This window comes from Aeromonas sp., assembly GCF_051657805.1.
Classification (GTDB): Bacteria; Pseudomonadota; Gammaproteobacteria; order Enterobacterales; family Aeromonadaceae; genus Aeromonas.
In genome coordinates this window covers 178,146-192,092 of sequence record NZ_JBOFLJ010000010.1, presented here as the reverse complement: position 1 = coordinate 192,092, position 13,947 = coordinate 178,146, and the positions used below count along the sequence as shown (strand labels likewise).

Here is a 13,947-nt window from a genome sequence, read left to right as displayed (position 1 = left end):
GGATTGCCTGTCTGCGGACTTTGGTGGCACACTTCCCTCATCCCATCCCAGCGCCTGACCCAGACAGATGCAGACTCCCGAGCCAGAGAAGAAAGCCCAGCCCAAGCCCAGACGCATACTGTTGGTCAACGAGCAGCGCTCCTTCCAGATGATGATGAAGGCCATGCTGCTCAACATCGGCATCAACCGCATCACCTACATCAACTCCGCCGAGGAGGCGCGGCGCCGCTGCCAGAAAGAGAGCTTCGACATCTACCTGCTGGACTATGAGCTGGGGAGCGGGGAGAACGGCCGCCAGTTGCTCGAAAGCCTGCGGGATCAGAAGCTCATCCCGCCCCAGAGCGTGGTGATCATGGTCAGCAGCGATGGCTCCCGGGCCATGGTGCTGAGCGCCCTTGAGGCCGAGCCCGACGAATACCTGATGAAGCCCTTCTCCCAGGAGCAGTTCTCGTTTCGCCTCAAACGCGCCCTCGCTCGCCGCCAGGCCCTGGAGAGCGTCTTCACCGCCCTCACCCAGGACGATCTGCCTGCCCTTGTCGAGGCATGCGCCACCCAGGCGGATCTGGTGCCCCGTTTTGCCAACTTCTGCCGCTGCCTGCAGGCCGATACCCAGCTCAAGCTCGGCCAGGCCAGGGAGGCACGCAGCCTGATGCGCCAACTGCTGGCCGGGCAGGAGAACAGCTGGGCCCGGCTCACCCTGGGCAAGGCCTGTCATAACCTGGGGTTGCACGAGGAGGCGGTGAGCCACCTGCAGGCCATGTTGAAAAATGCCCCCCTGATGGTGGAGGCCTACCTCTGGCTGGCGGAATCCCAGCTCGCCCTCGGCAATAGCGATCTGGCCCAGCAGGAGCTGCGCCGGGCGGTGGACATCTCCCCCCAGTCGGTGCAGCTCTCCCGCCGCCTGGCGGAGGTGTGCCTGCTGCGCCACGACTACGGTCAGGCCAAGGATGTGCTGCTCTCCCTCATCGACCTGTCCCGCAACTCCATCCACCGTACGCCCCATTATCTCGGGGCCTATATCCAGACCCTGACCCTCTACGCCCTCAACAGCAACGACGGTTACCACATCGCCAACCTGCAGAAGCAGGTGAACTCGGCCCTGTCCCGCATTCGCGACTCCCTGATGATGGCGGAGTTCAACTACCCGGTGTTCGAGCAGATCTGCCAGGCCAGGGTGCAGATCGCCCTCGGCGAGCTGCTGAGGGGCAAGAAGATGCTCTACCGCGCAAACCAGAACTGGCTGGAGCAACCGGAGACCATGCCCCCCGCCCTGTTGGGAGAGACCATTTTGGCGCTCTATCAGCTCGGCGAGTTCGAGTACGCCGAGAGCCTGCAAGCCCTGCTGGCGGAAGATGAGGACAGGTTGCTCACCACCTGCATTCAGGTCACCCGGGATGACAAGACGGTGCAGGAGCGCCGCCAGCGCTACCAGCAGCTCAACGAGCTGGGCATCAAGGCCTATCAGGGCGGGGAGCTGGAGCAGGCCCTCAGCCACTTTCGCGAGGCCCTGCGCCGCACGCCGGCCAATACCGGGGCGGCCCTCAACAAGATCCAGGTGCTGCTGCAACTGATGCAGAAGAACCGCAAGAGCCCGGAGTTTGGCGCCGAGTGCAAGGAGACCCTGGAGGTGCTGGAGGGCATCCCCCTGAATCCCGCCCAGCAGGAGCGTTTTCGCAAGCTGCGCCAGGAATATAACCAGCTCAACTGAGCATCCCCCGGCCCCCCTCACCTATGCTGATACCAGTTCAGCGAGGGAGGGGACAGCATGGGGATGTGCCGATACCTGGTGGCCGATGGCCGCCACTGCAGCGAAGAGGCGGGGGATCAGGATCTGTGTCGCTGGCACGATCCCAAGGGGGATCATCAATCCCCCGGCACCACCCAGGCGCTGGAGAACTATGTGCGTCAGGGGGGTCTCTGCCACGGGTTGCAACTGGCCCGCGCCGAACTCGCCGACCTCAACCTGGTGAACAAGCAGGGCCCCCAGGGCTTCTTGCTGGAGCAGTGCAACCTCTATCGCGCGAACCTGCGCGGTGCCCACCTCTATGGCCTCAGGGTTCGCGGCGGCAGCCTGATGAAGGCCGACCTCAGCGAGGCGAATCTGCACTGCGCCGAACTGCACGACGTCAATCTGCTCGGCATCCGCTGGAAGAACACCCGTCTCGACAACCTCGACACCGGCAAGCGGCTGATGCAGGACAGGAAGGGGCGAAAGGAGCGGGATCCGGCCCAGGCCCGCGTCTGGTTCAAGGAGGCGGAGGAGACCTACCGGGATCTGCGCAAGGCCTCCGAGGCCCAGGGCATCTTCACCATGTCGGGGCGCTACATCCAGCAGGAGCTCACCATGCGCCGCCTGCAGATGCCGTTTTGCTCCTATCAGCGCTTCGCCTCCTGGATAGTGGATCTCTTCTGCGGCTACGGGGAGGCCCCCATGCGGGTGGTGCTCTTCTCCCTGCTGCTCATCCTCATCTGCAGCGTCTTCTACTTCTTCTTCGGCCTGAGCTTCAACGGCAATCACCTCATCTACCGGCCCGAGGCAAGCCTCGAGCAGAACGCCTTCTTCCTGCTGGAATGCCTCTACTACAGCGTGGTGACCTTCACCACCCTGGGCTATGGGGACTTCACCCCCGTCGGCCTGTCGCGGATATTCGCCGCCTTCGAGGCCTTCACCGGCAGCTTCACGCTGGCGCTGTTCGTGGTGGTGTTCGTCAAGAAGATGACCCGTTGACCAGCGGCGGCTCAGGGACTGGCCTCTGGCCCGCCCCTGAACTTGCATCCGGAGCGGATCCCGAGTTCAATAGCGACTAATAAAAACGACATGAGCATCCCGACATGAAGATCATCTCTTTCAATATCAATGGCCTGCGCGCCCGTCTTCATCAGTTGCAAGCCATCATCGACAAGCACCAACCGGATGTGATCGGCCTGCAGGAGATCAAGGTTCACGACGAGGCCTTCCCGGTGGCCGACGTGGAGGCCATGGGTTATCACGTGGCGTTCCACGGCCAGAAGGGCCATTACGGGGTCGCCATCATGAGCAAGCAGGCCCCCATCGAGGTGCAGAAGGGCTTCCCCACCGACGAAGAGGATGCCCAGCGCCGCATGATCATGGCCAGCTTCAAGCGGGAAGATGGTTCCATCATCAAGGTGATGAACGGCTACTTCCCCCAGGGGGAGAGCCAGGATCACGAGACCAAGTTCCCGGCCAAGCAGAAGTTCTACGAGGACTTGCAGCACTACCTCGAGACTCACCACAGCCCGGACGATCAGATAGCGCTGATCGGGGATATGAACATCTCCCCCACGGATCTGGACATCGGCATCGGCGAGGCGAACCGCAAGCGCTGGCTGCGAGACGGCAAGTGCTCCTTCCTGCCCGTCGAGCGGGAGTGGATGGAGCGCCTCAAGGGCTTCGGTCTGACCGACACCTTCCGCGCCGCCAACCCCACCGAGTGCGAGCGCTTCTCCTGGTTCGACTACCGCTCCAAGGGCTTCGACGAGAACCGGGGCCTGCGCATCGACCTCATCATGGCGTCCAATGCCCTCAAGGACAAAGTGACCGAGACCGGCATCGACTACGAACTGCGTGGCATCGAGAAGCCGTCGGACCACGCCCCCATCTGGACCTGTTTCGCCTGATAGGGAGGTGCAGGCCCCTGGCCTGCTCGCCAGATACATCCAGAGTGGGGACCGCCGGGTCCCCACTCTCATTTCAGCTCCTCTCCGTGCCTCCCCAGCCTCTCCCCCTATGGCTGCCCCGCCTGCCCTGCATTTTCCTCCCCTTATGAAGCCAGCATCTGAGGGTGCCAACAGCTCCAGTTCAACTTTGACATTTTATTATTAAAAACAGCATGTATAACAAAAGGTTAAATTTCAGGTATGTCATTAACAAGGTTGGCAGGCAAACAGGGCATGAAACGGCAGATTGATCATGCCGGCAGACCGCAAACAGGGTCATATTCCCTCACAAAAGGATGGTTATTCGCACGCACCGGCATCACCCTGGCGCTGATGGGCGCACTGGCAGGCTGTGGCGACAAGGCAGGGGACAGCGCCCAGACCCTGCCCCCGGTGCCCGTGGTGGTGGCCGAGGCCAAGCTGACCGATGTGCCGCTCACCACAGAGATGGTCGGCGAGACCGCAGGTTTCCGCGAGATTGACGTGCGTTCCCGGGTGAGCGGCATACTGCTGCAGCGCACCTATATCGAGGGCCAGCCGGTCACCGCCGGCCAGGCCCTGTTCCTCATCGATCCCGAGCCCTACAAGGTGGCGCTGGAGCAGGCCAAGGGCACCCTGGCCCAGGAGCTGGCCCGCCTGAACAAGGCGCGGGCGGATCGCGAACGCATCATCCCGCTCTACAAGCGCCAGGTGGTAAGCCGGCAGGACTATGACACCACCATCGCCAACTACGAGGCGGCCGTGGCCAGCCACCAGGCCGCCCAGGCCAAGGTGAAGGAGGCCGAGCTCAACCTCAGCTACACCCAGGTCACCGCCCCCATCAGCGGCATGGCGAGCAAGAGCTCCCAGTCAGAGGGCAGCCTCATCGCCACCAGCGGTGACAGCGGCCTGCTCACCACCATCACCCAGTTCGATCCCCTCTACGTGAACTTCTCCTACTCGGAGCAGGATCGCCTGAACTTCGAGAACTCGGTGAAGAGCGGCAAGTTGCAGGCCTTCAGCGCCGACAACTGGCGCACCCATATCCGCCTCGCGGACGGATCCCTCTATCCCCAGGCGGGCAAGCTGAACTTCTCCGACAGCCGGGTCGATCCCCAGACCGGCACCATCCGAGCCCGCGCCATCTTCGACAACAAGGAGGGCAAGCTGCTGCCAGGCCAGTTCGTGCGCATGGCCATAGATCTCGGTCTACGTAAGGATGCCATCCTAGTGCCGCCAAGGGCCGTCATTCAGTCCCAGGCCGATCGCATGGTGATGGTGGTGGACAAGGACAACAAGGTGGTGCCGCGGCCGGTCAAACTCGGCCAGAGCGTGGAAAGCGGCGTGCTGATCGACAGCGGTCTCGCCCCCGGTGATCGCTACATCGTCGAAGGGCTGATGAAGGCCCGTCCCGGCACCGTGGTCAAGCCGGTCTCTGCCGCCGAGATGAAGGCGATCCAGGCCAAGCTGGCCCAGCCAGCCGCCGGCAAGTAAGGAGCGCCCATGTTTTCCAAGTTCTTCATCGAGCGCCCCATCTTCGCCAGCGTCATCTCCATCATCATCGTGCTGGCGGGGCTCGCGGCCATGCGCTCCCTTCCCATTGAGCAGTACCCGCAGATAACGCCCCCCGTGGTGTCGGTGACCACCTTCTATCCGGGTGCCACCCCCGAGGTCATCTCCCAGACGGTCGCCGCGCCCCTCGAGCAGCAGATCAACGGCGTCGAGAACATGCTCTACATGCAGTCCGGCTCCGCCTCCAACGGGCAGATGAACCTCAACATCTACTTCAAGATAGGGACGGATCCGGATCAGGCCACCATCAACGTCAACAACCGGGTCAGCGCGGCCATGGCCCAGCTGCCGGAAGAGGTGAAAAAGCAGGGGGTGACGGTCAAGAAGAAGTCCACCTCGATCCTGCAGGTGGTGACCCTGCAATCCCCGGGCGGTACCTTCGACACCACCTACCTGTCGAACTACGCCCTGCTCAACATCATCGATGAGCTCAAGCGCATCCCGGGCGTCGGTGATACCACCCTGTTCGGCGGCACCGACTACGCCATGCGCATCTGGCTACGGCCGGACCGGTTGGCCCAGCTGCAGCTCACCCCGAGCGATGTGATCAACGCCATCCGCGAGCAAAACACCCAGTTCGCGGCGGGCAAGATAGGCGCCCAGCCCACCACGGCCCCCGTCGACTTCACCTACACGGTGCAGACCAAGGGGCGGCTCGAGGATGTGAACGAGTTCCAGAACATCATCATCCGCGCCATGCCGGATGGCGCCAAGATCCGGGTCAAGGACGTGGCCAGGGTCGAGATCGGCGGCAAGGATTACGATCTGCTGGCCAAGGCCAACGGCAAGCCCACCATAGGCATCGCCACCTACCTGCAGCCGGGGGCCAACGCCGTCGCGGTCGCGGATCAGGTGCACGCCACCATGGCTCGGCTCAAGGAGCGCTTCCCCCAGGACATCGAGTACCAGATCCCCTACGACACCACCGAGTTCGTGAAGATCTCCATCGAGGAGGTGGTGCACACCCTGTTCGAGGCGATCGTGCTGGTGTTCGTGGTGGTCTACCTGTTCCTGCAGAACTTCCGGGCCACCCTGATCCCCTGCATCGCCGTGCCGGTCTCCCTCATCGGCACCTTCGCCGGCATGCTGATGCTGGGCTTCTCTATCAACCTGCTGACCCTGTTTGGCATGGTGCTCGCCATCGGTATCGTCGTGGATGACGCCATCGTCGTGCTCGAAAACGTCGAGCGGATCATGCAGGAGAAGAAGTGCTCGCCCAAGGAGGCCGCCATCCTCGCCATGCAAGAGGTCTCCGGCCCCGTGGTCGCCATCGTGCTGGTGCTGTGCGCCGTCTTCCTGCCGGTCGCCTTCATGGGTGGCATGACGGGGGTCATGTACAAGCAGTTCGCCATCACGATCGCGGTCTCGGTCGCCATCTCGGGGCTGGTGGCCCTCACCCTGTCACCGGCCCTGTGCGCCGTCTTGCTCAAAGAAGGTCATCACAAACCGGCCCGCTTCTTCGTCTGGTTCAACCATGCCTTCGACGGCCTGACCCGTCGCTACGTGCGCGGGGTCGCCTTCCTCAACCGCCGGGTCGGGGTCGCCTTCACCCTGATTGCACTCATCCTGGTCGCCATCTATGGCCTCTTCACCCGGGTGCCGGGAGAACTGGTGCCGAACGAAGATCAGGGCTACCTGCTCTCCGCCGTCATGCTGCCGGATGCGGCCGCCCTCACTCGCACCCAGGCGGTGGCGAACGACTTCGACCAGATGGTGATGGCGAACCCCAACGTGAAGGACGTCATCACCTTCTCGGGCTTCGACATCCTCTCCAACGCCGTCATCAGCAACAGCGGCATCAGCTTCATCACCCTCAAGGACTGGAGCGAGCGCCAGAACGAGGGGCAGGACTCCTTCTCCCTGGCCAAGACCTTCCAGGGGCTGAGCCTGATGGGGCTGGCGGATGGCTTCGTCGCCTCCTTCAACCCGCCTCCCATCACCGGCATGTCCACCACGGGCGGGCTGGAGGCCTACCTGCAAAACCGCGGCAACGGCGATACCCAGGCCTTCTCCGCCGAGGTGCAGCGCTTCCTCGAGGCGGCCAAGCAGCGCCCCGAGTTTGCCAGCGTCACCAGCACCTACCGCGCCAACGTGCCCCAGGTCTATCTGGATCTGGATCGCGAGAAGGCCAAGGCGTTGGGGCTGCCCATCAACGCGGTGTTTGACACCATGCAGGCCACCTTCGGCCAGGTCTATGTCAACGACTTCAACCAGTTCGGCCGCACCTACCGGGTTCAGCTGCAGTCCGAGGCGGACTACCGCGCCAAACGGAGCGACATCAGCAACGTCTATGTGCGCTCCAATACCGGCGAGATGATCCCGCTCAGCAGCCTGGTGACGGTGCGCGACAGCACGGGCCCCGAGCTGGTTGAGCGCTTCAACATCTTCCAGGCGGCCAAGATCATGGCCCAGCCGGCGCCGGGTTACAGCTCGGGCCAGGCCATCGCCGCCCTGGAGGCCGTAGCGGGCGAGACCCTCGGCAACGACGCCAAGCTGGAGTGGACCGGCTCCGCCTATCAGGAGAAGGCGGCTGCCGGCAGCGCCGGCACAGCCTTCGGCTTTGGCATCGTCATGATCTTCCTCATACTGGCGGCCCAGTACGAGCGCTGGAGCCTGCCCTTTGCGGTGATCACAGCCGTGCCCTTCGCCCTGTTCGGCGCCCTGCTCGCCACCTGGCTGGTGGGGCTCACCAACAACGTCTACTTCCAGATAGGCCTGGTGACCCTGGTGGGGCTCGCCGCCAAGAACGCCATCCTGATCGTGGAGTTCGCGGTGATGAAGCACGAGGAGGGGATGAACCTCATCGAGTCGGCGCTGGAGGCGGCGCGACTGCGTTTTCGTCCCATCATCATGACCTCGCTCGCCTTCATCCTCGGCTGCGTGCCCCTGGTGACGTCGAGCGGCGCCGGCGCCGCCAGCCGTCACGCCCTCGGCTGGCCCGTGATCGGCGGCATGCTGGCGGCCACCTTCATCGCCATCTTCTTCATTCCGCTCTTCTTCCGCCTCATCATGAAGCGATCGGAGCGAAAAGACGCCAAGGCACCCAAGGAGACACACTGAGAGTGACAAGCCCCCGCCCAGGCGGGGGCTTGCTTGTCCGCCCCCTGCCCGGCGGCCAGCCACCTTTTCCCTTTTAGCCCCAAGTCCCTGTCTGCCCTCACAAATTGCGCGGCCCACAGTTGCCACACCTTGACCTTCACCTTTCGGTAAGGTTTACATTCGCCACATCCGTCATTGGGAAACTGCCCATGTTGTCATCCAGATTGCCCACAGAGCTCATCGCCCGGCTGTTGCTGGCGCTGGTGCTCATCTGCAATCTGACCCTGTGCATCAGCTGGCACAGCGCCGCGGTCGACGAAGGCGCCGCCCAATCTTCGGATGCCATGATGCTCATGAGTGACAACACCGGCCCCTCCCCGGCCATGCAGAGCCTCCCCTGCCACGACGGCCAGGCCAGCGCCCAGAGCCAGGATGACTGCCAGATGCATGGCGGCCTCACCGGTGGCATCCCCCTGCTGGCGGTCCTGCTCACCCTGTTTGCCCTGCCCCTGCTGCTGATGCCCCGACTGGGCATAGGTCTGCTGGATCAGTGGCTGCGTGACCCCTTGCTGCGCCTGCGCGGCGCCCATCCCCCCTCCTGGCCCAGACGGCATCTGATGCTCTCTGTGCTGCGCCATTAGAAACCTCTTCTCCCGCTAGCCCGCGCGATGGCATGCCCATCGCCAACAGCAACTCGTGCCAGTCATTTCCGTCGCTGGCGCCCTGTTTGCCGACCAAGCCTGCTAGTCAAGATCCCGCTTCCGGCGGCCTTTCAAGGTCAGCCCGTGCCGCGCCTTCTGCACAGAAGCGTCTGCACCGAATCAGGGGATCCCGACCCGGCCTGGCGGCTCGTTAGAAGAGAAGATGTACCATGCCATCAGCCAAGATGTTTGCGCCCCTGCGCGCCCGGCCCACCTGTCCGACTCATGCAGGAGGCCTCTTATGAACAAGTCTCTGATCCTCTCCGCCCTGCTGCTCGCCCTCGGAGCCGGCGGCGGCTACTGGGCCGCCAAACAGACCGGTGATGGTGCCGGTGCCAAAGAGAAGACACCCCTTTACTGGGTCAACCCCATGGATCCCCGCGACAAGCGTGACGGACCCGCCAAGGACAACATGGGGATGGACTTTATCCCCGTCTACGAGGAGCAGAAAAACGGCTCACCGGGTACCGTCACCATCAGCCCAGAGATCCAGCAAAACCTGGGGGTACGGCTTGCCAAGGTGGAGAAGCTCCCCATCCACCAGCAGATCGAGACGGTGGGTTACGTGGGCTATGACGAGGAGCGGCTGGAGGCCATCAACGCCCGCATGGCGGGCTGGATCCGCCACCTCGCCATCAAGAACGAGGGGCAGAAGGTGGCCAAGGGCAGCTTCATCTACGACCTCTACGCCCCGGATCTGGTGAACGCACAGCACGAATACCTGCTGGCACTCAACACCAGCAATCCCCTGCTGCTGCGCGCCGCCGAGGGCAAGCTGAAATCCCTGCAGGTGCCGGCGGATCAGATTGCCGCCCTCAAGCGCAGCCGTCAGGTGCAGGAGACCATCCGCATCTATGCCCCGAGCAGTGGCTATGTGTCCGAGCTGAAGGTACGCGAGGGCCAGTACGTGGAACCCGCCGCCCCCCTGTTCAACATCAGCACCCTCAAGCAGGTGTGGGTGAGCGCCGAGGTGTTCGAGCGCCAGGCGTCGGAGCTGAAAGTCGGCGACCCCGTCACCATGACCCTGGATTATGCCCCCGGCCGCCAGTGGCAGGGCAAGGTGGACTACCTCTACCCCACCCTGGATGCGGTGACCCGCACCCTCAAGGTACGGCTGCGTTTTGACAACCCGGATGAGTTCCTCAAACCCAACATGTTCGCCAAGATAAGCATCCAGAGCGGCAGCGGCGCCCCCCGGACTCTGGTCCCGAGCGAAGCAGTGATCCGCACCGGCAGCCAGGACAGGCTGGTACTGGCCCTGGAGGATGGCGGCTTCAAGTCGGTGGCGGTGACGCTCGGCCCCCAGTTTGGCGACAAGGTGGCCATCCAGAGCGGGGTCGAACCCGGTGACGAGATAGTCAGCTCGGCGCAATTCTTGCTCGACTCTGAATCCAGCATCACCTCTGACTTCCAGCGCATGACGGCAGTACGACCCCAGCAGGTGTGGACCCAGGGGGAGATCCAGACATTGGATATGGAGAGTCGGACCTTAAGCGTCAGCCACCAGCCGATCCCGGAGTGGCAGTGGCCCGCCATGGAGATGGACTTCACCGTGGCCGATGGCGTCGACATCAGCCAGTTGAAACAGGGCCAGGCCCTGCACCTGCAAGTGGAGCAGGAGGGGGATGAGTACAGGATCGTCAATATCCATGTCGAGGATGCCCCGGCCAGCAAGGCCCCCCCTGCCAAAGATGACATGAAGGGTATGGAAGGCATGGATCACAGCCAGCACGACATGGGGGATAAATCATGATCCCTGCCATCCTTTGTCGCTTCATCAATAACCGCATCCCGCCTCTGACGCAGCGCCAAGCGAGAGGAGCCAAGCCATGATCCCGTCGATTATTCGCTGGTCCGTCGGCAACCGCTTCCTGGTGCTGCTGCTGACCCTGATGCTCACCGCCTGGGGGCTCTGGTCGGTCAAACAGACCCCGGTGGACGCCCTGCCGGATCTCTCCGACGTCCAGGTGATCATCAAGACCTCCTACCCGGGCCAGGCGCCCCAGGTGGTGGAGGATCAGGTCACCTATCCCCTCACCACCGCCATGCTGGCGGTGCCGGGGGCCACGACTGTGCGCGGCTACTCCTTCTTCGGCGACTCCTTCGTCTATGTGCTGTTTGACGACAGCACGGATCTCTACTGGGCCCGGGCCCGGGTGCTGGAGTATCTGAGTCAGGTGGCCCCTAGCCTGCCCGCCTCCGCCCGTCCTCAGCTCGGCCCGGATGCCACCGGGGTGGGTTGGGTCTATCAGTACGCCCTGGTGGACAGAACCGGCAAGCACGACTTGAGCGAGCTCACCTCCCTGCAGAACTGGTTTTTGAAATACGAGCTGCAGACGGTGAACGGAGTCTCCGAGGTCGCCACCGTCGGCGGCATGGTGCGCCAGTACCAGGTGCGGGTGGATCCGGACAAGCTGCGCGCCTACGGCATTCCGCTCTCCCTCATCCAGACCGCCATCGAAATGGGCAACCAGGAGACGGGCGCCTCCGTCATCGAGATGGCGGAAGCGGAGTACATGGTGCGCTCCAACGGTTACCTCAAGAGCGTCGAGGACCTCAAGCGGATCCCGCTCGGCACCAATGTGCGGGGCGCCCCCCTGCTGCTGGGGGACGTGGCGGACGTGGTCACCGGCCCCCAGAGTCGGCGCGGTATCGCCGAGCTTAACGGTGAGGGGGAAGTCGTGGGCGGCATCATCGTCATGCGCTACGGCGAGAACGCCCAGCACACCATAGACGGGGTCAAGGCCCGGCTCGCGGAGCTGAAATCCAGCCTGCCGGACGGGGTGGAAGTGGTCACCGTCTATGACCGCTCGGATCTTATCCAGCGCGCCATCGACAACCTCTCCGGCAAGCTCATCGAGGAGTTCGCCGTGGTGGTGCTGGTCTGTCTCGCCTTCCTGTTCCACCTGCGCTCATCCCTGGTGGTGGTCATCTCCCTGCCCATCGCCATCCTGGTCGCCTTCATCGTCATGCACCTGCAGGGGATCAACGCCAACATCATGTCCCTTGGCGGCATCGCCATCGCCATCGGCGCCATGGTGGATGGCGCCATCGTGATGATAGAGAACGTCCACAAGCATATGGAGCGGGAGGCCCTCACCGACAAGAACCGCTGGCAAGTGATCGTCGAGGCGAGCATCGAGGTGGGCCCCGCCATCTTCTTCTCCCTGCTCATCATCACCATGAGCTTCCTGCCGGTGTTCGCCCTGGAGGCGCAGGAGGGGCGCATGTTCCACCCGCTGGCCTACACCAAGACCTACGCCATGGCGGCCGCCGCCGGGCTCTCCATCACGCTCGTGCCCGTCATCATGGGCTACTTCATCCGTGGCAGGGTCTTGCCCGAGCAGGCCAACCCCCTCAACCGGGGCCTGAGCAACGGCTATATTCCGCTGCTCAACGCCGTGCTGGCACGCCCTAGGACCACGCTCGTCGCGGCTCTGGTGGTGACTGTCGTGGGCTTCTGGCCCCTCAAGCATCTGGGCTCCGAGTTCATACCGCCGTTCGATGAGGGGGACATCATGTACATGCCCACCACGGCGGCGAACATCTCGGTGGGCAAGGCGCGGGAGATCCTGCAGCAGACCGACAAGCTCATTCGTACCGTGCCCGAGGTGCAGAACGTGTTCGGCAAGGCAGGCCGTGCCGACTCCGCCACCGATCCCGCCGATCTCGTGATGATGGAGACCAGCATACAGCTCAGACCGCGGGATCAGTGGCGCCCCGGCATGACCCCGGAGAAGCTGAAAGAGGAGCTCGACTCCCTCATCCGCTTCCCCGGTCTCACCAACGCCTGGGTTCCCCCCATCAAGACCCGCATCGACATGCTGGCCACCGGCATCAAGACCCCGGTGGGCATCAAGATAGCGGGCCCCGATCTCAAGGTCATTCAGGAGATAGGCCAACAGCTGGAGCAGATCGTCGGCAAGGTGGAGGGGGCCTCCTCCGTCTACGCCGAACGGGTGGCCGGCGGTCGCTACGTCAAGGTGAATATCGATCGGCTGAAGGCGGCGCGCTACGGCCTCAACATCGCCGATGTCCAGGCAGTGCTCGCCACCGCGGTGGGCGGCATGGACGTGGGCCAGACCATAGAGGGGCGCGAGCGCTATCCCATCAACCTGCGCTACCCCCAGAGCTATCGCGACTCGGTGGCGAGCCTGGAACTCCTGCCCCTGGTGACCCCCAAGGGGGAGCGCATCGCCCTGGCAGACGTGGCCCGGGTCTACATCAGCGACGAGGCTCCCATGCTGAGGAGCGAGAACGCCCGCCTCAATGGCTGGGTCTACGTGGATATCCGGGACAGGGACATCGGCTCCTTCGTGGGTGAGGCCAGGGCCGAGGTGGACAAGCAGCTGGTGCTGCCGGCGGGCTACGCCCTCACCTGGTCCGGACAGTACGAATACATGGAGCGGGCCAAGGCGCGCCTCGCCTACGTGGTGCCTCTGACGCTCGCCATCATAGTGCTGCTGCTCTATCTCGCGTTTCGCCGCTTCCAGGAGGTGTTGCTCATCCTCACCACCCTGCCGCTCGCAGTAGTGGGCGGGATCTGGACCGTCTGGCTGCTAGATTTCAACCTCTCGGTCGCCGTAGGCGTCGGCTTTATCGCCCTGGCCGGGGTCGCGGTGGAGACAGGCGTCCTGATGCTGGTCTACCTCAACCACGCCTGGGACGATCTCGTCGCCCGCGGCAAACCCACGCTGCAAGGCTTGCACGACGCCGTCATCCAGGGCGCCGCCCTGCGCCTGCGTCCCAAGATGATGACGGTAGTGACCATCATCGCCGGCCTGCTGCCCATCATGTGGAGCCACGGCACCGGCTCCGAGGTGATGCAGCGCATCGCCGCTCCCATGATAGGCGGCATGGTGACCGCACTGGTGCTGACCCTGCTGGTGCTGCCGGCGGCCTTCTATCTGTGGCGAAAACGCAGCCTGCCCGCTCATGAACAATCCGAATGACTCGAATACACAACCCACCATGAATC

General features: G+C 63.6%; 8 protein-coding genes. All 8 read left to right on the top strand.

Annotated features, from left to right (window positions below; all coding sequences use genetic code 11):
* The first annotated feature begins 67 nt into the window (after positions 1 to 67).
* The 8 genes from ACRCYW_RS03555 (at position 68) to ACRCYW_RS03520 (ending at position 13,921) form a co-directional block, all read left to right on the top strand.
* A complete protein-coding gene (locus ACRCYW_RS03555; protein WP_438548793.1) occupies positions 68 to 1,708 on the top strand; it encodes a response regulator in 1,641 nt (546 codons plus the stop codon).
* 57 nt (positions 1,709 to 1,765) lie between these two features.
* Entirely contained in the window at positions 1,766 to 2,728 is a 963-nt protein-coding gene (locus tag ACRCYW_RS03550) for an ion channel (protein WP_438548792.1), read from the top strand.
* Positions 2,729 to 2,832: 104 nt separating this feature from the next.
* On the top strand, positions 2,833 to 3,639 hold the full coding sequence (xthA, locus tag ACRCYW_RS03545; RefSeq protein ID WP_438548791.1) for an exodeoxyribonuclease III: 807 nt from the start codon (positions 2,833 to 2,835) through the stop codon (positions 3,637 to 3,639).
* Positions 3,640 to 4,011: 372 nt separating this feature from the next.
* Positions 4,012 to 5,151: an efflux RND transporter periplasmic adaptor subunit gene (locus ACRCYW_RS03540; RefSeq protein WP_438548790.1), complete on the top strand. Its 1,140-nt coding sequence runs from the start codon at positions 4,012 to 4,014 to the stop codon at positions 5,149 to 5,151.
* Between the two features lie 9 nt (positions 5,152 to 5,160).
* Positions 5,161 to 8,289: an efflux RND transporter permease subunit gene (locus ACRCYW_RS03535; protein WP_438548789.1), complete on the top strand. Its 3,129-nt coding sequence runs from the start codon at positions 5,161 to 5,163 to the stop codon at positions 8,287 to 8,289.
* Positions 8,290 to 8,477: 188 nt separating this feature from the next.
* Positions 8,478 to 8,909 (top strand): hypothetical protein, encoded by a 432-nt coding sequence (locus ACRCYW_RS03530; RefSeq protein ID WP_438548788.1) that lies wholly within the window; start codon positions 8,478 to 8,480, stop codon positions 8,907 to 8,909.
* 301 nt (positions 8,910 to 9,210) lie between these two features.
* Positions 9,211 to 10,722, top strand: a complete 1,512-nt coding sequence (locus tag ACRCYW_RS03525; RefSeq protein WP_438548787.1) for an efflux RND transporter periplasmic adaptor subunit — start codon at positions 9,211 to 9,213, stop codon at positions 10,720 to 10,722.
* Positions 10,723 to 10,798: 76 nt separating this feature from the next.
* Positions 10,799 to 13,921, top strand: a complete 3,123-nt coding sequence (locus ACRCYW_RS03520; RefSeq protein ID WP_438548786.1) for an efflux RND transporter permease subunit — start codon at positions 10,799 to 10,801, stop codon at positions 13,919 to 13,921.
* Positions 13,922 to 13,947 lie beyond the last annotated feature (26 nt).